This window comes from Grimontia kaedaensis (assembly GCF_023746615.1).
GTDB classification, from domain to species: Bacteria; Pseudomonadota; Gammaproteobacteria; order Enterobacterales; family Vibrionaceae; genus Enterovibrio; species Enterovibrio kaedaensis.
The window spans coordinates 3712170-3732156 of the sequence record NZ_CP082275.1 but is presented as its reverse complement, the minus strand read 5'-3'; the positions used below and the strand labels follow the sequence as shown (position 1 = coordinate 3732156).

Annotated in this window: 18 protein-coding genes; 4 read left to right on the top strand and 14 right to left on the bottom strand. The window is 51.2% G+C overall.

Features of this window, described 5'->3' with window-relative positions; translation table 11 throughout:
- The 4 genes from ilvD to ilvG are packed head-to-tail and all read right to left on the bottom strand — an operon-like array spanning position 1 to position 4714.
- On the bottom strand, positions 1 to 1842 hold the full coding sequence (ilvD, locus tag K6Q96_RS16775; protein ID WP_251876922.1) for a dihydroxy-acid dehydratase: 1842 nt from the start codon (positions 1840 to 1842) through the stop codon (positions 1 to 3).
- 22 nt (positions 1843 to 1864) lie between these two features.
- Positions 1865 to 2800 (bottom strand): branched-chain amino acid transaminase, encoded by a 936-nt coding sequence (locus K6Q96_RS16770; protein ID WP_251876921.1) that lies wholly within the window; start codon positions 2798 to 2800, stop codon positions 1865 to 1867.
- 22 nt (positions 2801 to 2822) lie between these two features.
- Complete coding sequence (gene ilvM, locus K6Q96_RS16765) at positions 2823 to 3071, bottom strand: acetolactate synthase 2 small subunit (protein ID WP_251876920.1); 249 nt, start codon at positions 3069 to 3071, stop codon at positions 2823 to 2825.
- The gene (ilvG, locus tag K6Q96_RS16760; protein WP_251876919.1) at positions 3068 to 4714 is read right to left on the bottom strand and encodes an acetolactate synthase 2 catalytic subunit; all 1647 of its coding nucleotides are present in this window, start codon (positions 4712 to 4714) and stop codon (positions 3068 to 3070) included. The genes ilvM and ilvG overlap by 4 nt, the downstream gene beginning before the upstream one ends.
- Before the next feature lie 456 nt (positions 4715 to 5170).
- Here ilvG and K6Q96_RS16755 point away from each other — a divergent pair, with 456 nt between their 5' ends.
- Both K6Q96_RS16755 and yihG read left to right on the top strand, forming a co-directional pair.
- On the top strand, positions 5171 to 6697 hold the full coding sequence (locus K6Q96_RS16755) for a YifB family Mg chelatase-like AAA ATPase (protein ID WP_251876918.1): 1527 nt from the start codon (positions 5171 to 5173) through the stop codon (positions 6695 to 6697).
- 110 nt (positions 6698 to 6807) lie between these two features.
- Positions 6808 to 7731 (top strand): 1-acylglycerol-3-phosphate O-acyltransferase, YihG family, encoded by a 924-nt coding sequence (gene yihG / locus K6Q96_RS16750; RefSeq protein ID WP_491899755.1) that lies wholly within the window; start codon positions 6808 to 6810, stop codon positions 7729 to 7731.
- Positions 7732 to 7804: 73 nt separating this feature from the next.
- Here yihG and K6Q96_RS16745 read toward each other — a convergent pair whose 3' ends face one another.
- From K6Q96_RS16745 to K6Q96_RS16720, 6 genes are all read right to left on the bottom strand, one after another.
- Complete coding sequence (locus K6Q96_RS16745) at positions 7805 to 8407, bottom strand: thiol:disulfide interchange protein DsbA/DsbL (RefSeq protein ID WP_251876916.1); 603 nt, start codon at positions 8405 to 8407, stop codon at positions 7805 to 7807.
- 35 nt (positions 8408 to 8442) lie between these two features.
- Positions 8443 to 9429 carry a serine/threonine protein kinase gene (locus tag K6Q96_RS16740; RefSeq protein ID WP_251876915.1) on the bottom strand — a complete coding sequence of 329 codons (987 nt, stop codon included), beginning with the start codon at positions 9427 to 9429 and terminating at the stop codon, positions 8443 to 8445.
- A 104-nt stretch (positions 9430 to 9533) separates the two neighbouring features.
- The gene (gene ccoG, locus K6Q96_RS16735) at positions 9534 to 10961 is read right to left on the bottom strand and encodes a cytochrome c oxidase accessory protein CcoG (RefSeq protein ID WP_251876914.1); all 1428 of its coding nucleotides are present in this window, start codon (positions 10959 to 10961) and stop codon (positions 9534 to 9536) included.
- Positions 10962 to 11281: 320 nt separating this feature from the next.
- On the bottom strand, positions 11282 to 11548 hold the full coding sequence (locus tag K6Q96_RS16730) for a YihD family protein (protein WP_251876913.1): 267 nt from the start codon (positions 11546 to 11548) through the stop codon (positions 11282 to 11284).
- A 103-nt stretch (positions 11549 to 11651) separates the two neighbouring features.
- A complete protein-coding gene (locus tag K6Q96_RS16725) occupies positions 11652 to 11831 on the bottom strand; it encodes a hypothetical protein (RefSeq protein WP_251876912.1) in 180 nt (59 codons plus the stop codon).
- A gap of 226 nt (positions 11832 to 12057) precedes the next feature.
- Positions 12058 to 13083 carry a diguanylate cyclase domain-containing protein gene (locus K6Q96_RS16720; RefSeq protein ID WP_251876911.1) on the bottom strand — a complete coding sequence of 342 codons (1026 nt, stop codon included), beginning with the start codon at positions 13081 to 13083 and terminating at the stop codon, positions 12058 to 12060.
- Positions 13084 to 13244: 161 nt separating this feature from the next.
- Here K6Q96_RS16720 and K6Q96_RS16715 point away from each other — a divergent pair, with 161 nt between their 5' ends.
- Both K6Q96_RS16715 and trhA read left to right on the top strand, forming a co-directional pair.
- Positions 13245 to 14033 (top strand): sporulation protein, encoded by a 789-nt coding sequence (locus tag K6Q96_RS16715; RefSeq protein ID WP_251876910.1) that lies wholly within the window; start codon positions 13245 to 13247, stop codon positions 14031 to 14033.
- 82 nt (positions 14034 to 14115) lie between these two features.
- Entirely contained in the window at positions 14116 to 14763 is a 648-nt protein-coding gene (gene trhA / locus K6Q96_RS16710) for a PAQR family membrane homeostasis protein TrhA (protein WP_251876909.1), read from the top strand.
- Positions 14764 to 14777: 14 nt separating this feature from the next.
- Here trhA and K6Q96_RS16705 read toward each other — a convergent pair whose 3' ends face one another.
- From K6Q96_RS16705 to fmt, 4 genes are all read right to left on the bottom strand, one after another.
- Complete coding sequence (locus K6Q96_RS16705) at positions 14778 to 16223, bottom strand: TrkH family potassium uptake protein (protein WP_251876908.1); 1446 nt, start codon at positions 16221 to 16223, stop codon at positions 14778 to 14780.
- A gap of 21 nt (positions 16224 to 16244) precedes the next feature.
- On the bottom strand, positions 16245 to 17621 hold the full coding sequence (gene trkA, locus K6Q96_RS16700; RefSeq protein WP_251876907.1) for a Trk system potassium transporter TrkA: 1377 nt from the start codon (positions 17619 to 17621) through the stop codon (positions 16245 to 16247).
- A 72-nt stretch (positions 17622 to 17693) separates the two neighbouring features.
- Positions 17694 to 18971, bottom strand: coding sequence for a 16S rRNA (cytosine(967)-C(5))-methyltransferase RsmB (rsmB, locus tag K6Q96_RS16695; protein ID WP_251876906.1), 1278 nt, complete (start codon positions 18969 to 18971; stop codon positions 17694 to 17696).
- A gap of 69 nt (positions 18972 to 19040) precedes the next feature.
- Positions 19041 to 19985 carry a methionyl-tRNA formyltransferase gene (gene fmt / locus K6Q96_RS16690; protein WP_251876905.1) on the bottom strand — a complete coding sequence of 315 codons (945 nt, stop codon included), beginning with the start codon at positions 19983 to 19985 and terminating at the stop codon, positions 19041 to 19043.
- Positions 19986 to 19987: the final 2 nt, after the last annotated feature.

The window sequence follows — 19987 nt, the reverse complement described above, 5'->3', positions numbered from 1 at the left end:
CTACCCCTCCAGCTTACTTTTATCGCGCACAGCACCTTTATCGGCACTGGTTGCCATGCTGGCATACGCTTTCAGTGCAAATGACACTTCACGTACTCGGGACTCAGGCTTCCAGCCTTTCGCATCTTGCTCGGTGCGACGGGCAGAGAGCTCTGCATCATCAACTTCCAGCACGATTGAGCGGTTTGGAATGTCGATGGCGATGATATCACCTTGCTTGACCAAGCCGATGGTGCCGCCATTTGCTGCTTCTGGAGAGATATGACCAATTGACAGACCACTGGTACCGCCGGAGAAGCGGCCATCAGTGATCAGAGCACACTCTTTACCAAGACCCATAGATTTAAGATACGTGGTTGGGTACAGCATTTCCTGCATACCTGGACCACCTTTTGGACCTTCATAGCGGATAACTACCACTTCACCGGCTTTCACTGCACCACCAAGAATGCCGTTGACCGCATCTTCCTGACTTTCAAATACATGGGCAGGACCACGGAAGGTGAGGTTTTCCTCTGCGACACCGGCGGTTTTCACGATACAGCCGTCGATAGCAATGTTACCGCTCAGTACGGCAAGACCGCCGTCCTGGCTATAAGCATTTTCTTTGGTACGGATACAGCCTTCAGTGCGATCGTCATCGAGTGTGTCCCAACGGCAATCCTGAGAGAAGGCTTTGGTAGTACGGATACCTGCTGGGCCTGCGCGGTAGAAGGTTTTCACATCTTCATTGTCTGTGACCGCAATGTCGTACTTCGCCAGCGTGTCAGCCAGAGTCTCACCCAAGACGTTTGGCACGTCGGTTTTCAGAAGACCAGCGCGATCAAGTTCACCCAGGATACCCATTACGCCACCCGCGCGGTGAACGTCTTCCATATGGTATTTCTGGGTGGAAGGGGCCACCTTACACAGATGCGGCACCTGACGGGACAGACGGTCGATGTCTGACATGTCGAAATCGATTTCACCTTCCTGTGCGGCTGCAAGCAGGTGAAGAATGGTGTTGGTCGAGCCACCCATGGCGATATCCAATGCCATGGCATTTTCCAGCGCAGTTTTGCTGGCAATGTTGCGAGGCAGAGCGGACTCGTCATCTTGCTCATAGTAACGCTTGGTCAATTCAACAATGCGCTGACCTGCGGTGACGAACAGTTGCTCACGGTCGGCATGGGTCGCCAGCATAGAACCGTTACCCGGCTGGCTGAGGCCCAGTGCTTCGGTTAGACAGTTCATGGAGTTGGCGGTGAACATGCCAGAGCAAGAGCCACAGGTAGGACACGCTGAGCGTTCGATCTGCTCGCTTTGTTCGTCGGACACGTTTGGATCGGCGCCCTGGATCATGGCATCTACCAGATCCAGTTTCAGGATCTGATCGGAAAGCTTGGTTTTACCTGCTTCCATTGGACCACCAGAGACAAAGATCGCTGGGACATTCAAGCGCATTGCCGCCATCAGCATTCCCGGGGTGATCTTGTCACAGTTGGAGATACATACCATGGCGTCGGCACAGTGCGCGTTCACCATGTACTCCACAGAGTCTGCGATGATTTCACGTGATGGCAGGCTGTAAAGCATACCACCGTGACCCATTGCGATACCGTCATCCACGGCGATGGTGTTAAATTCTTTGGCGATGCCACCAGCGGCTTCAATTTCTTTCGCCACCAGTTGGCCGAGATCTTTCAGGTGCACGTGACCTGGTACAAACTGCGTGAAAGAGTTCACCACGGCGATGATAGGCTTACCAAAATCCTCATCTTTTACGCCGGTTGCACGCCAAAGGGCGCGGGCACCGGCCATATTGCGGCCGTGGGTGGTGGTGGCTGAACGATACTTAGGCATTTCCTTATTCCTCTAAAACTACTTATTTGGCGTCCGGAGAGACCGGATCCAGCCATCCCCATTTGTCTTCTGTTTGACCGTTGAATAGGCCAAAGAAGGCGGTTTGTACTCTCTCTGTGACTGGGCCGCGTTTGCCTTCACCCACAGTAATTTGGTCAACACTGCGAACCGGTACGATTTCCGCCGCTGTACCCGTCATGAAGACTTCATCTGCCAGATAGAGGGCTTCACGCGCGATGTTCTCTTCACGCACCTCGTAACCCATGTCTTTGGCGATGGTCATGATGGAATCGCGGGTGATGCCCGGCAGTATGGCGCTGGTCGCAGGAGGTGTTGAAATCACGCCATTTTTTATCACGAACAGGTTCTCACCAGCACCTTCTGACAGGTAACCATCTACACTCAAGGCGATACCTTCAGCGTAGCCATGACGACGGGCTTCGCCACCGACTAACAGACTCGACAGGTAGTTACCCCCTGCTTTAGCTGCGGTTGGGATAGTGTTTGGTGCTGCACGATTCCAGCTTGAAATCATGGCATCGACACCATTTGCCAGGGCATCTTCGCCGAGGTAAGTGCCCCAGCTGAAGGCAGCAATGATAAGGTCCATTTTGGTGTCTGGCGGCGGACAAACGCCCAGACCAACGTTACCGACAAAACCCAGTGGGCGGATGTACGCAGAATTCAGGTTATTGGCGCGCAGTGTTTCGCGGCACGCTTCCATCAATTCCTCGACTGAGTACGGGATAGGGAAGCGGTAGATTTTTGCGCTGTCTTTCAGACGTTGCATGTGTTCGCGATGACGGAAGACGACCGGGCCATTCGGGGTGTCGTAGCAACGAATCCCTTCAAAAACCGAGGTGCCATAATGCATGGCGTGGGTCAGTACGTGAACCGTGGCGTCTTGCCATGGGATCAGTTCGCCGTTTGACCAAATATAATCCGCTGTGTTTGCCATTCTTATTAATCCTTATAACGCATTACTGTTGTTCTAGCGGGAGCAGACGTACGCGTGAGACATCCCATAATTTGTCTAACTGGCTCTGAAGATTGGCGATAGGACGATCGCTCTTCACTTGCAGGGTAATTTCAACCGCATTGGTGTCATCGGTATGATGCATATCTAGGCTCGTCAGGCGGAATCCACGGTGACGGACAATGCGCAGCAGACGTTCCAGCAATTCTGGTTGGTCTTCTGCATTGATTAACAGGGTGTGTGATTGGCTCATGTGCGCTCCAACATATCCTGGTTAGCGGCACCGGGTGGAACCAGTGGCCATACATTCTCTTCCTCTGAGATAGCAACATGCAGCAGGTAGGCTGTGTCACTTGCCAGTAACTCCTGCAGAGCAGGGATGACTTCGTCTTTACGGGTAATGGTTTTCCCTGGGATATTAAAGGCTGAAGCCAGTGTGACGAAGTCAGGGTTATCCGATAAGTTGGTTTCGCTGTAGCGCTCTTCAAAGAAAAGCTGTTGCCATTGACGCACCATACCTAATCGCTGGTTATCCAGCAGCACCATCTTAACCGGAATATTACGGCGTTTCAGGGTACCAAGCTCCTGAATGTTCATCATAAATGAACCATCTCCAGAAACTAATACAACTTCATCATCAGGGCGGGCCATTTTGGCGCCCATAGCGGCAGGTAAACCAAAGCCCATGGTGCCAAGACCTGCGGAGGTTAACAGGTTTTCCGGGCGACGCGGCTCAACGTGCTGCGCCACCCACATTTGGTGTTGGCCAACATCGGTCGCGACGACGGTGGAGTCCGGCATCATGTCAGAGAGCTGTTTAAGGAGCAGGGGCGCGAAAATCAGATCACCCGGGTGGTCATAACGCCAGCCGAAGTCCTTTTTCATGGTCAGCACGCTGTCTTGCCACGCTTGGATATCTGAAGGTTCGCCCAACTGCGGCAACACAGTATTTAGCTCACCGCGAAGTGCCACATTGGCGCGGCGCAGTTTGTCGAATTCAGCGGCGTCGATATCGATGTGAACGACTTTGGCGTTGGGCGCGAAGGTATCCAGCTTGCCTGTAACGCGATCGTCAAAACGCGCACCAATGGCAATCAATAAATCAGACTTCTGCACCGCGAGGTTAGCTGCTTTGGTGCCATGCATACCGAGCATGCCGAGATAGTAGGGATAATCTTTGTCGACCGAGCCAAGCCCTTTCAAGGTGCTGGTGGCTGGAATTTGACTGTGGTTTAAAAACTGACGAAGGGTGTCTGTCGCATGGGCCAGCTGCACGCCGCCACCTACATACACCATTGGTTGCTTGGCTTCTGCGATCAGAGCATTGGCTTCCTGCAGCGAGGCTTCAGATACTTGTGGCGACGCTGGCTGATGCACGATAGCCGCAAACGCCTCTTCGATTAGGGCAAGCTGCACGTCTTTAGCGATATCCACCAACACAGGGCCGGGGCGGCCTTCTTTCGCCACCACGAAGGCTTCTGCCAGTGTAGAAACGAGTTTAGATGTGTCGGTCACCAGAAAACTGTGTTTGGTGCAGGCAAGGGAAAGACCGAGAACATCAACTTCCTGAAAGGCATCGGTGCCGATAAGTGGGCTGGCAACCTGACCTGTGATAGCGACGACGGGTACAGAGTCCATCATGGCATCCGCGAGACCCGTAATAAGGTTGGTGGCACCAGGACCAGACGTGGCAAGACACACACCAACACCGCCCGTTGATCTCGCATAACCGATAGCGGCCATGGCTGCGCCTTGCTCGTGACGACAAAGGACGTGATCGACGCCGCCGTCATAAAGAGCATCATACACGGGCATGATTGCACCGCCCGGATAACCAAAGAGCGTTGTTACGCCTTGTTTCCGCAAGGCTTCAACAACCAGTTGTGCACCTGTCATTGTGGCCTCCCGTTAAATCCCGTGAGGGAGGTTGTTTGCTCTGCTTCCTGATATGGTCCCATACCGCGTTTTCCTTTTTGCGTCTTGCAACCGCACGTCCAAATGTGAAAAAAGCCCCCGGACCTTTCGATGCGGGGGCTGTTGCGATGTCTGTTTGCTATGTTCTAGCCGTCGCTGCCCCTCGCGGTAGTACCACCACGATAATTGAAATAATAATGACTAGGGCGCGAGATAGATGATTCATTTTGTCTCTTTAAGCACCGTTTGAGTCGGTGCTGTATGTTTATGTCAACGTTTGTTTGCACAGATGTTGTCTGCTCATAGTGGTATCACAGACTTCTGTCGCATGACAAGCAAAAAGTGGCCGGAATTTCTAATTTCTGCTTCGTAATGCAGTAATACTAATGGTTTATGCAAATAACCTATTGATAGTTAAATAGTTACTGATTATATCCTATGAATCTTGCCATTATTCAAAGTCGCGCCTGTGTCGGCGTCGAAGCGCCACAGGTGACCGTCGAAGTTCATATCAGCAACGGATTACCCGCCTTCACCTTAGTTGGCCTTGCCGAAACCACAGTCAAGGAAGCCCGCGACAGGGTGCGAAGCGCCATTGTGAACTCGGGCTTTGAGTTTCCGGCAAGACGCATCACAGTCAACCTAGCCCCTGCGGATTTACCCAAAGAAGGGGGGCGCTTTGATCTACCCATCGCTCTCGGTATTTTGGCGGCTTCTGGGCAAATTCCGATGACCAAGCTCGATAGCCATGAATTTGCGGGAGAACTGGCTCTTTCCGGCCAGCTACGCGCAGTAAAAGGCACTTTGCCTGCTGCCGTTGCATGTCGAGAAGCGAAGAGAAGTTTGGTGGTGCCAGATGAAAATGGTGGTCAGGTGGCGCTGGTGGGTCGGGATATTCATGTGTCTGCGCCTGATCTGATTTCCGTTTGTCGTCACTTAAGCGGACAGGGCAGCCTGATGCTGAAAGAACCTGAAGATAATGAAGTAACGCCAAATACCGCTGGACGTTGTATGCAGGATATTATCGGCCAGCAGCAGGGAAAACGGGCGCTGGAGATTGCAGCTGCAGGTTCGCACAATTTACTTTTTCTCGGCCCGCCTGGAACCGGAAAAACCATGCTGGCATCACGTATGGCAGATCTGTTACCGCCAATGAGTGACAAAGAAGCGCTCGAAACCGCGGCGATCACTTCTCTGACAGAAAAGCCCTTGCACGAAGGTAACTGGCGTAAGCGACCTTTTCGCACGCCGCACCACTCCAGCTCAATGGCGGCATTGGTGGGCGGTGGTAGCATCCCGAAACCGGGTGAAATATCGCTGGCACACAATGGCTTACTTTTTCTCGATGAAATGCCTGAATTTGAAAGGAAGGTGTTGGATTCACTGCGTGAACCTCTTGAATCTGGTGAGGTGGTTATTTCCCGTGCCAACGGTAAAACCTGCTTTCCTGCCCGCTTCCAGCTTATTGGTGCCCTGAACCCCAGTCCGACTGGACATTATGAAGGCCAGTTGGCGCGATCCAATCCACAGGCGACGCTTCGTTATCTAAATCGTTTATCTGGTCCGTTTCTAGACAGATTTGATCTTTCGATTGAAATCCCCGCACTGCCGCGAGGCACGTTAACGGAAGGCGGTGATCGCGGAGAACCAACCGAAGTGATCAAAGCGCGGGTAGAAAGAGCAAGAGCGGTGATGCTCGAACGGTCGGGCAAGGTGAACAGCCTGCTGTCGAGCCGGGAGATTGAAACTTACTGTCCGCTCGATAAAGCCGATGCGGATTTTCTGGAAACGGCGCTGCATCGATTAGGGCTGTCTATCCGCGCATATCATCGGATTATTAAAGTGGCACGTACCATTGCGGATTTGTCCGGTGAGGCGAATATCCAGCGCGGTCATCTGGCTGAAGCCTTGGGGTATCGCTCGATGGATAGGCTTCTTAAACAACTGACGGCATTGGCAAGTTAGTGTGTTCAAGGTAGGCGCAGACTGATGTGACCACTTGTAACTGAATGGTGTTTTTTATTTCTGCGTCGTATTATGACCTTTGGATGACAACTCAGTGAATATACCGCGAGATTGAGACATTGTTACTTTATCTGAACTCATTTCTGGTCTGCTTGAATACTGCGTTTTGGTCAGTGCTGATCTGCTGTTTTGCCCTGATCAAAATGTTGTTACCCATTCCGGTTTTGCAAAGTGGGGTTACACGCCTTTGCAATGGGATGATGTGGGCATGGGCAACCGTAAACCAGAAGCTTCTGAACCTGACCTCTAACGTAGAATGGGATATTCAGGGGGGTGAGAATCTGAGAAAAGACGGTTGGTATCTGCTTATCTGTAACCACCTCAGTTGGACTGACATTGTTGTGATTTTTTCGGTATTCCGAAACCGCATTCCGATGGCGAAGTTCTTCTTAAAGCAGCAACTTTTATACGTCCCGTTTCTTGGCATGGCTTGCTGGGCAGTGGATATGCCATTCATGAAACGCTATTCGCGCCAGTACCTGTTAAAACATCCAGAGAAGCGTGGCAGCGATCTGGACACTACACGAAAATCTTGCGAGCGTTTTCGCCACACCCCTACCACTGTGGTCAACTTTGTTGAAGGTACCCGCTTCACCAATGAAAAGAAGCGTCAGACGCGATCGCCGTATAACAACCTACTGCCCCCTAAAACTGGCGGCATTGCTTACACCTTGGGCGCAATGGGCGATCAATTTGATGCCATCATTAATGTCACGGTGGCGTATCCGGATAACCACCATTTGCCCTTTAGAGATTTGCTCAGCGGGAAGATGAAAAAGATTGTGGTGCGCATCGATACGCTTCCAGTGGATGAAAACGTCAAAGGCGATTACTTCAACGACAAAGCGTTCAAGCGCCGCTTCCATCAGTGGCTCAATGATGTTTGGGAAGAGAAAGATGTCAGACTTGATGGAATCTATGGGAATGAGCAGCCTGAAGTCGATATTACGGAGCGACGGAAAACCGCAGTTTAGAAAGCTAAGGCTGAAAAAGTCATAGATAACAAAAAAGGGCCTGATGGCCCTTTTTTCATGTTGCTAGGTTCTCTTACTGGGTCAGCAGGAAGTTAACCAGCGCGAAGTAATCTTCTTTGGTCTTCACGGTTTTTGGTGTCACGTGGTATTTGCCGTTCACAATCAGTGCTGGCACGCCACGAAGGCCCGAATCCTGGAAGGCTTTATCGAAACGGTTTGCCATGCCATTTGCAGCGAAGCTGTTGAAGGTACCGTCAAACTTGTCTGCTTCTACGCCTTCATCGATAAACATCTGGCGCAGTTCTTCTTCATTGCGTGGTGGCTTTTGCATCAGATGGATACGGTTAAAAATCACCGGCACCATCTTGTCTTCTACATCTAGCATCACAGCCGTCGCATAGGCTTTGCTCAGTGCTTTACCCATGTTGCCGCCCATAAAGGACACATGGTTTTTAGTGAAGCTGGCATTGTCCGGGATATTCTTCTTCAGCTCCTGCATCAGCGGTTCGCTTTTAAAGCAGTGTGGGCAATAGAACGAGAAAAACTCAACCACACTCGGTGTGTCGCTCTTTGGCAGGTCGAGTACCTGATAGTCTTCCCCTGCGTTGAAGCGCGCTGCCTGCGCCGAAAAGGCCAGCATTGCCGCTGCAGCTACAGCCAACATTTTTTTCAACATAACGTCTTTTCTCCCTGAGTGTTATTCATGGCTGCTTACCATTGAGGAGCCAGTGTTAGTGGTGGTTCTTCAAGGGCGGCCAATTGTTCTTTAAAGGCGAGTACCTGATTTTCCCAGTATTTTGCCTCAGCAAACCATGGGAATGCACGCGGAAATGCCGGATCTTCCCAGCGTTTTGCCAGCCATGCCATGTAATGCACCATTCTCAGACCGCGCAATGGTTCAATAAGTTGCAACTCATTGGTGGGAAAATCGTGAAATTCTGAATATGCCTCGGAAATCGTATCCAGCTGTGCGAGCTGGTCGTGTCGGTCACCGTTGAGCAGCATCCAGATATCCTGAATGGCGGGGCCGTTCCTTGCATCATCCAAGTCCACAAACATAGGGCCATCGCGCCAGAGAATGTTGCTGGGGTGACAGTCACCATGCAAACGCAGGGTGTTCACGTTGTGGTTCCAGCGCTCCTTTAATACGCTGATTAGACGGTCAAGATCAGCAAAGAAGGCATTTTCGAGATGCATTGGGATGAAGCTTGAATTTTCCAGCGCTTTGCGTGGTGCAAAAAGGTATTCATCCAGACCAATGGTCGGGCGGTGCACAAAAGGTTTACTGGCGCCGACCTTATGGATACGACCTAAAAAGCGGCCCACCATTTCAAGCTGATCCCAGTTGTCCACTTCGAACGTTCGGCCGCCGACACTTGGGAAAACCGCAAACTGGTAGCCTTCGAAGTTGAACAGAGTTTCTCCGTCGATTTTCATTGGTGCGGCGACTGGAATTTCAGCCTGCTCGAGATCATCGGCAAAGGCGTGCTCTTCGAGGATTTGCTCTCGGCTCCAGCGCTGTGGTCGGTAAAACTTAGTCACCAATCGACGGCGTTCTTCATCCTGAAACTGATAGACCCGGTTTTCGTAGCTGTTCAATGCCAGCAGGCCTGACTCCGGGCGAATGCCAACCGACTCCAATGCATTGAGCAAGGTGTCTGGCGTGAGATGTTCATAGCTAAATTGGGCGTCGCTCATAGGGTTGGCTAGGTTAAGGTGTGTGGGTTGTGATGGTAGCAGAGTTTACCGTCGAAGATAAAAAACGGACGCTCAGCTGGCGTCCGTTTTTTCGGGAAAGTGCGCTACATCTTACTGATAAAGCGGCTTTCTGTTTCGATGATTTTCTTATCGTCCCCCGATTGGCGCTCCAACACGAAGGTGATATTGGCCACTGGCGCGCTCAGCTCATAAGGGTCAACCCCCAGACTGATTGGCAGGGTAAAGATCTCTCCGGCGGTCAGGGTCACTTCCTGCTTGCCGTACCATTCCACACCATCCAGCCCTTTCACGGAGAGTGAATAGGTTTCCGGTGATTGGGTCTTGTTGAGAATTTTCAGGGTGTAGGTATTTTCAATCAGGCCATCACTGTTGGTTTTGAACAGCTGTGTGCGGTCACGGATAACGTCCAATCCCATTGGTTGCACCGCGGAAAAAAGCATCACAAACAGCCCCAGCATAGCCACCATCACAATCCCATAGCCAATCAGCTTAGGTCTGACGATATCGACTTTATGGCCTTCGAGTTTGTGCTCGGTGGTGTAGCTGATGAGGCCTTTGGCGTAGTTCATTTTGCTCATGGTCTCATCACAGGCATCAATACAGGCACCGCAGTTGATGCACTCATATTGCAGGCCATCACGGATATCGATACCTGTCGGACACACCTGCACGCAAAGGTTGCAATCGATACAATCACCAAGGCCTAACTCTTTAGGATCTTTTTTCCGTGGTCTTGGGCCCCGCGCTTCTCCGCGTTTTTGGTCGTAACCCACGATAAAGGTGTCTTTGTCGAACATAGCGGACTGGAAGCGTGCATAAGGACACATGTGAATACACATTATAGAGCGCATCCAGCCAGCGTTTCCGTAAGTACAGACACTGAAAAACAGCACCCAGAAAGCGACCCAGAAACTGCTGTTGAAGGTAAAGAAATCAATGAAGAGCTCTTTGACCGGCACAAAGTAGCCAACGAATGTGAGACCGGTGAGGAGTGCGACGGCAAACCAGCAGATATGTTTAGCCGTTTTTCGAAGGAATAACTCTTTCGTGATTGGCAGCGAGTCCTGCTTCTTTCGTTTGTTGGCCGTACCTTCGAGCTTTTCTTCGAACCAGATGTAGATAAACGTCCAGACTGTTTGCGGGCAGAGATACCCACACCAGACCCGCCCTAAAAAGGTGGTAATAAAGAAAAGACCAAAGGCGGCGATCATAAACAGGGTGGCAAGCAGGGTCAGATCCTGAGGCCAAAGGGTGGTGCCGAAGAAGTTGAATTGCTGTTTGCCGATATCAATCAGGATCGCCTGGCGGTCGCCATATGGGATCCATGGGGTCAGCACAAACAGCAGCATAAAGAACCAGCCCATTTTCTGTCGAAGCTTTTGGAACACCCCAGTCATTGCCCGCACATAGATGCGGTTGCCTGGGTTGAAACGATCGCCACTGTTTTTATGGGTTTTAGGGTTGAACTCTTTGGGGGTAACGTCTTTGACGTCAATTTTATCCTTGCTCATGACACCTGCATTCCTTGGGTCAATCGGGATTACCCGAACATTGCCGACACTGATACGTTGTCAGTGTCTTTCATCGATTAACACTCTGATAGATATCTATCACTCAATTAAATGATAGACGCCAGATTATATCTGAGGAGGAAAGAGAAATTCTGTGCGTATGGTGGGAAAATAACCGGACAATCACACGGCTAATGTGTAACAGCCTTTTGTTTTAAAAATAAAAAAGCGAAGCCAGAGGCTTCGCCTTTATACCCAAATAACCTGAATACGAGCATCGCTAGGTCTTTTGGGTATATGTTTGGTTTATTGCGCAGCTGTTAGCTGATAATACCGCGCGCGCGCAAAATGGCAGTTTTGAAGTCGTTTTCACAGTCTTTTGCCAAGCCTGGGATCATTTCATCTTTTTGGCTGTTACTCATTTTCAGATGATAAATCAACACGTCATCGGTCAGATCTTCAAGCTTACCTTCGTATCCAGCTTCTTCTGCCAATTTACTGATCATTTGAAGCAAGTTCAGTTCTGGCTCTTTCTGCCACTCAGGATGAAGCAGTTCGATAAGTTCATTAACTCGATGACATTTCATTTTTGAAGACTCCAACTGGCCGAATTTTGGCCTTACTTTTTATGTGACTTATCTGCTTAAAGTACCAGATTCAGACGGGCAGACCAATCAAAGCAAGGGTCAATTAAGCCGCTTCACCTTCTGGCATTTCAACCACGACAGGTGTTGGACGCACCAGAGTCAGATCTGGAGTGCCATTCATATTCGTGTTGGTTTTGCTTTTGAATACTGGCGCAAAAAAATGTGCACGCATGCGTGATGGAGTGCGGTTAACACGTACAGGTCGAACAGTAGCAGGGCGCATTTAAGGTTCTCATTGGTTGCGCATCCATGACGGGGTTCTCTTACAGAGTGACGTTAGGAATTCCAATGGCTGCTAGCCTTACCGCGTGCTCACTCTGGGGTTCGCGAATTGCGAAATCGGGCGGATAATAACAGGAAAAAATTGCCGAAAAAAGCAGCAGTGATAAAAATAATTCGCGTAGAAAAAAAGGCGGAGTAAATCCGCCTTTACAGTGAGTGTCTCGCTCTTATGTCACGGGCATAACACGGTTTCTACCCAAGTTTTTGGCCTCATATAACTGAGCATCGGCACGGCTGATGAGGTTACGGATACTTTCTCCCTTTTCATATTCCGCAACGCCAATTGAGACCGAGATGTTATCGAGCTTCTTGCCGGTTTTCTTGTCCTTGATTGCCAGCTTGTCGATGGTAGCGCGGATGGTTTCCGCGACTCTACAGCCTCCACTTAGCGCGCGATTTGGCACCAGCAGGGCGAACTCTTCCCCACCATAACGGTAAGCATTGATGCCGTCGCGGCAGTAATCAGACAAACGCTTGGCGGTGAGCTTCAACACTTGGTCGCCCATCAAGTGACCATAGGTGTCATTGAAACTCTTAAAGTGATCCAAATCGCACAGTAAAAGGGTGAAACCTTTCGATGGTGGTTTGGCTGCCAACGTTTCCAACTCAGAGTCAAAGGCGCGGCGGTTGTATATGCCTGTCAGTGCATCGTGCAAAGCATCATCATTAGCCTGCTGTAGTGTTTCTTTAAGTCGGGATATTTCTTTTTGTGCATCGGCTAGCTGGCTTTTGAAGAAGTTGGTTGACTGACGCAGTTCATTGGAACCTTTTACGGCTTTTTTGACCATGGCGACGGTTTCTTCCATCGACAGGGTTTCTTCTCCGACGCGGGCAAGTTGTGAGAAGGTTTTGTCCAATGTATTTTGGAAAGTCGCGGTGTCTTTTAACGTGTCTTCCATGGTGTTACTCATTTCCAGGGCCAGCGCTTGAAGCCCGCGTTGAAATTCATCACCGTCTTTGACCTTTTCATCCGCGACATGGCTGCTGTAGAGCTCTTCGCAGAGCGTTGGACTGAGTGTTCCTGTCTCTTTGATCGACTCATCAATTCTCTTGGCGAGCTCAGCATCAGCATTTGCCACATAGGTATACCAAAGGGCGTAATTCGGTGGTGTTGCAGGGACTTGGTACTTCATCAGAAGGGGTACAACTTTCTTCAAATATCCAGAACTTAGCGCAAAATTCTCTTTTGACATGGCTGGCTTATTCTCCGTAATTTTCCGAGGCAAAAACGCCATCGATTACCAGTCTTTTAATTTTAGACTGAATTTGGCGCGTTGCTGTGACAGCATAGTAGTTGTTTTATGTCTAGTATCCGAAAGCAACCTATCACGCGTAACTGAAAGGACTGAAAAACATGGGATGGTTGAAAAAAACGTTGGCGAAAGTGGGGTTTGGCAGCGCAGAAGTCAGCGTCGAATTGGGCTCCACAACCTTGATACAGGGTGAACAAACCAAGGTGTTGGTGACCGTCAGTGGCGGTGATGTTGTCCAACCAGTCGATGCGATTGAACTGTCGGTTTGCTGCGACTACATGGGATGGGAAGAGCTAAGAACCCAAGGCGAACAAGGCAGAAAGAAGCAACGTCGTCGTAAAACTCATGTTTTGGCGAAATGGTCTCTCCCGGATGCATTTACCACTGAGCCGGGTAAATCTGTGCATTTCGAATCAGCAATGACCCTTCCGCTGAATACACCCTTGTCGATGGGAGATGGCAAAATTTGGCTTGAAGCGAACCTCGATATTCCGATGGGTAAAGATACCTCATCAAAAACCGAGTTGACGGTGAAACCAGATAACCAACTGGATGCGTCTTTCTCCGCGTTTGAGGAATCAGGCTTTCGCATCGAAAAGGTGAAAAACGAAGAGGTCGAGCGACAGCCCTTACCATTTGAGCAGCAGTTCGAGTGGACAGCTGTTTCAGAGCCTTACCAATCTGTGTTCAGGGAAATGACACTGGTGGCAACGAGACCGAAAGATGGGCTTCATCTTGCGATAACATTTTGCCGGCAAGGTGAAGGTATTGGGGCAGCAGTGGGTCGCTTGGTGGGCGCTAACAAGCTTTCCCGTGAATTAACCCTGTCAGGCGGGCCAGAAGAAGTAGCATCTGAAGTCAAAACATTGCTAGCTCAAATCTCCCAATAATTTAAGCTTACACGTGTAAGCTTAAATGTGTCATACTCGCTGCTGAACTCATCAAATGCGTTATCAATAAGGATACTGTCGCATGACAACAGCGGCTCCATATTCGGTAAAAGAAGAGATCGCCAGCAGTGTCAGCCATGGCCTGGGTGTGATTTTTGGCATCGTGGCTTTAGTGCTGCTGTTGGTGAAAGCTTTTGGTGAACATGCCGATGCGCTCAGTATTGCCAGCTACAGCGTATATGGTGGCAGTATCATCCTGCTTTATCTGGCATCCACCCTTTACCATGCTATCCCGTTTGCTGGCGCGAAACGTGCACTCAAAACGTTCGATCATTGCGCCATCTATCTGCTCATCGCAGGCACCTATACCCCGTTTATGCTGATATGCCTCAGAACGCCGCTGGCAAACTGGGTGATGGCTTTGATTTGGGGGATTGCGCTGGTCGGGGTTGTCCTGAAAATTGCCTTTGTCTACCGGTTTAAATCGCTGTCGCTGGCGACCTACCTGGCGATGGGGTGGTTGTCTTTGGTGGTGGTGTATCAGCTGGCTCAGGTGATGCCGACAGCTGGCATGGTATTGCTGGGCTTAGGCGGTTTGGTGTATTCGCTGGGCGTGATTTTCTACGTGAAACAGAGTATTCCCTACAACCATGCTATCTGGCACTTGTTTGTGCTGGGCGGCACGGTACTGCACTTTCTCGCCATTTACTGGTACGTACAGCCCGTGTGATTTGGTTGGCGCGCTTAGTCGCGCCAGAAAATTGGAAACAGTAAAACCAAAACCGTCAGGATCTCCAATCGTCCCATCAACATGCCGATACTGAGTGCCCACTTAGCGGTATCAGATAATCCGGCGAAATTCCCTGTTGGCCCAATCATGGTACCCATACCTGGTCCCACGTTAGCAACTGCAGTCATTGCCCCTGTTAGACTGGTGATACCATCGAGCCCGGTGGCGGCCAGCACCATCGCAACCACCAGTATGGTCATAATGTAGGTAATGGCGAATGCCACCACAGAGCGCACGATGTCTTCGTTGACCGGGCGTCCGTTGTAGCGCTGGATGAAGACGCCCGAAGGGTGCACCAGTTGCTGAATCTGTTTTTTCAGCAAAGCCAACGCAATTTGAAAACGGAAAATTTTCGCACCGCCTGCGGTAGAACCTGAGCATCCTCCCACCAGCAACATAAAAGCAAAAATCACTGATGCGAAAGGCCCCCAGGCGGTGAAATCATCCAATCCAAAGCCGGTGGTTGTCACCACTGAGATGATGTTAAACAGCGATACTCGGATGGCATCCATCACCACATAGTCTTTGGTGAGCACGAGCCAGAGTGACACCATCAGCGCCGTTGCCAGCACTAGGTAAGTAAACCCTCGAACCTGCGCATCGTTCACCAACATGCTCGGCTTGCGCCGGCGCAGCGCGTTAATCATCAAAAGAAACGGCAGGCCGCCGGCGAACATAAACAAGGTGGCGACCCAATGCGCGGCATGACTGAAGTGGTTCATTGAACTATCTGACGTGGAATAACCACCTGTCGATAGCGTCGTCATGGCGTGGTTCACTGCTTCAAATGCTGTCATGCCCGTTAGCCAGTAGGCGACAAAACATAGTGCGGAAAGCGAGACATAAACCTTCATGATACTGATAGCGACGTTCTTGGTGCGTGGACTGGATTTCGCTGACCAGTCGGAAGACTCGGTCTGGAACAGACGCATACCACCGACATTCAAAAAAGGCAGGATGGCCACGCCCATCACGATAAACCCGACGCCACCGAGCCATTGCAAGATAGAGCGCCAAAGCAGAATCGACGGCGCCATATTATCTAGACCACTCAGTACCGTAGAGCCCGTAGTGGTGATACCGGACATGGTCTCAAAGTAGGCGTCAGTAAAACTGATGTGGTTAATGAAGACAAACGGCAGGGCAGCGAAAGCACTGGCAATCAGCCATACCATGGTGGTGATAACAAACATGTCGCGTGCATTGAGACGGAAATCTTCGGTTTTACCGAGTGTCAGACAAGCAAATGCGGCGACGTGGGTGATGATGACCGCAAGGCCAAAGTCGAGAAAACCGGCGGTACCGGTGAAAAAGGCAGTAAGGGTGGGTACATACATAAATAGGGCGATCTTGGATAAGACCAGCCCTATGACGAACAGTACCGGTTTGAAGTTAACCATACACTGTGATGCGTTTTGTCTTTAGAGGAAGAATGGACTTGGCTGGAACAGCCTTTCCACGTCAGGGATGTATTTCTTATCCACCAAGAACATCACTACGTGATCATCCTGCTGAATAACGGTTTTATCGTGTGCGATCAGGACTTCCTCCTCCCTTACGATCGCTCCAATGGTGGTACCCGGCGGCAGTTTGATGTCGCCAATAGCACGTCCCACCACTTTCGAGGTATTGGAATCGCCGTGGGCAATGGCTTCAATCGCTTCTGCTGCGCCGCGGCGTAGCGATGACACGTTCACTATGTCGGCTTTGCGCACGTGGGTCAGCAGCGCTGAAATGGTGGCTTGCTGCGGCGATATGGCCACATCAATAGCACCACCCTGCACCAAGTCCACGTATGCACCGCGCTGAATCAACACCATCACTTTTTTGGCGCCAAGGCGCTTGGCCAGCATGGCTGACATGATGTTGGATTCGTCTTCGTTGGTGACTGCAATGAACACGTCAATCTGGTCGATATGCTCTTCGCTCAGAAGTTCCTGATCTGCAGCATCACCACAGAAGACGATGGTGTTCTCGAGAATTTCCGAAAGCTGCTCTGCGCGTCGCGGGTTGCGTTCAATCAGCTTCACGCTGTAGGAGCGCTCAAGGCTTCGCGCGAGGCCTGCACCGATGTTACCACCACCGACAATCATGATACGCTTGTAAGGCTTTTCAAGGCGCTGAAGCTCACTCATCACCGAGCGGATGTGGTTACTTGCTGCCACGAAAAAGACTTCATCGTCCGCTTCGATAATGGTTGTGCCTTGCGGACGGATAGGGCGGTCGCGACGGAAAATAGCAGCTACACGGGTATCTACATGCGGCATATGCTCGCGAAGTGCAGACAGCGCATTACCTACCAGTGGACCACCGTAATACGCTTTTACGGCAACCAGACCGACTCTGTTATCGGCAAAGTTCACCACCTGCAGCGCACCTGGATATTCAATCAGACGCTGAATGTACTGGGTCACCAGCTCTTCCGGCGCAATCAGATATTCAACCGGGCAAGCGTCGGTCTGAAACAGTTGGTCTTTAGTGGCGAGGTATTCCGGGCTTCGGATACGGGCTACACGGTTGGGCGTGTTGTAGAGTGTAAAAGCAACCTGACAGGCGATCATGTTGGTTTCGTCGGAGTTGGTCACCGCGACCAGCATGTCGGCATCCTGTGCGCCGGCTTCCAGTAGTGTGGTGGGATGGCTGGCGTAGCCTTGCACCACACGAAGATCATATTTGTCCTGCAGCTCTCTGAGTCGCTCGGGGTCTTTATCGACGATGGTGATGTCGTTGTTTTCGCCCACTAGGTTTTCAGCCAGTGTGCCACCGACTTGTCCAGCCCCCAAGATGATGATTTTCATAACGTCTGCGTGAACCTCGGTTCAATTTTTTATTGTTATCGCGGGCCGTGGTTGCTGCCCGCGCTGACTCCATTACGCTTTTTTGAGGACAGCGTAATAGAATCCATCCATGTTTTCCTGACCGGGCAGGATTTGTCTGCCCGGTTGCTCAGGTGTGCCGGTTTCCAATGTCGCATCTGACGCGCGGGCGAGGAAAGCTTTCACCTGTTCTGCGTTTTCTTGCGGGGTGACCGAGCACGTCGCATAGACCAGCGTACCACCAGATTTCAGCTGCGCCCACATTGCATCAAGAATTTCAGACTGCAGCGACACTAACTGGTCGATATCGTCGGCGCGGCGAAGCCACTTGATGTCCGGATGGCGGCGAATAACACCCGTTGCCGAACAAGGTGCGTCGAGCAGAATACGATCAAACTGCTCACCCTGCCACCATTCGCCGGGAGTGCGGGCATCGCCACAAATCACCTGTGCGTCGAGCTTCAGGCGTTTGAGGTTTTCTTCCACACGGGTAAGGCGGGTTGCGTCCACATCCATTGCAACAACCTTTGCCGTTGGCTCGTGCTCAAGGATGTGGCAAGTTTTTCCGCCTGGTGCGGCGCAGCAATCAAGTATGAGCTCACCTGCCTGAGGTTTAAGGTAGTCGACCGACAGCTGCGCAGCAGCGTCCTGCACTGAGACCCAGCCTTCTGAAAAGCCAGGAAGGGCGGTGACATCACAAGGTGTCGCCAGTTTCAGTGCATCTTCCGCTTCAGGATGGATTGCGGTCTCAATGCCTGCTTCATCCAAAAGGGCTTTGTAAGCATCGCGGGTGTGATGGGTGCGGTTTACACGCAGCCACATTGGTGCCTTTTCATGGTTGGCTTCAACCACCTGCTCCCACTCACTTGGATAAGCTTTTTGTAGCAGTTTCAACAACCAGCCAGGATGACCATATTTACCCGCGTCGTGCGCGACAGCGGCGGCATCTAAAGCTTCCTGATTGCGTTGGTAATTACGTAGCACGGCATTGATAAGGCCGCGGAGTTGAGGCTTTTTCAGTACCTTGGTGGCATTCACGGTTTCAGCAACCGCCGCGTGGGCTGGAATACGCATATAGCTGAGCTGGTAAAGACCGACCAAAATCAAATGATGGAAAACGCGTTGCTTGCCTTTAAGTGGCTTGTCCATCAGAGATTGAGTGATGGATTCGAGACGCGGCAACCAGCGCAGCACGCCGTAGCAGATCTCCTGCAGCAGGGCGCCATCGCGCGGAGCCACTTTTTGTTGGGCAGGCGGCAGGGCGGCTGACAGGGATTGTCCTTGGTCGACAACCTGATAAATAACCTGTGCAGCGACAGCTCTAACGTTCATGAATATACCTCAGTGTTTGCTCACGTGAATGCGAGCCACTAAAAAAGGCCAGCAAGCTGGCCTTCTCAATTACAGTTGGGTGCCAGGTTCAAACCAGTCGCGGCGGGAGTTCAGAATGTCTGCCGCGCTCATGGCTTTTTTGCCCGGTGGCTGGATGGATGTCAGGCGCAAAACGCCTTCTCCGGTTGCCACTCGGATACCTTTCTTGTCGGCGGACAAAATGGTGCCCGGTGCCTTGCCGCTGTCTTCTGATTCGACTTCGGCATCCCAGACTTTGATGTTGTTGTTCGCCACAGAGAAGTGACTCATCGGCCACGGATTAAAGGCACGGATACAACGCTCAATCGCGTCGGCGCTCATGGCCCAGTCGATTTGTGCTTCTTCTTTGCTGAGCTTTTTCGCGTAGTTGGCAAGCTCATCGTCCTGCTTTTCAGCAACGGCTTTGCCAGAAGCGATATCACCCAGACATTCCACCAAGGCTTCAGGGCCCATTTCCGCCAATCTTTTATAAAGCGTGGCACTGGTTTCTTTGGTGTCGATGTTCAGGGGTGCGATTTTCAGCATATCGCCAGTATCCAGACCTTCATCCATCTGCATGATGGTGACACCCGTCTCTGCATCGCCCGCCCAGATTGAACGTTGGATAGGTGCAGCGCCACGCCAGCGCGGCAGGATAGAGCCGTGAACATTGATACAGCCAAGGCGAGGTGTGTCTAGCACCACTTTAGGGAGCAGCAGGCCATAAGCCACTACGACCATGATGTCTGCACCAATGGCAGCTAGCTCTTGTTGCGCGTCTTCGGCTTTCAGACTCTCTGGCTGATAAACAGGAATGTTGTGTTCCTGCGCTAGCAGCTTTACTGGGCTGGCAGTCAATTTCTTACCGCGGCCCGCCGGGCGGTCAGGCTGGGTATAAACCGCTACCACCTCGTGGTGTGAAGACAACAACGCCGCCAGATGACGGGCGGCGAAATCCGGCGTACCGGCAAATACGATTTTCAATGAGTCGCTCAAGG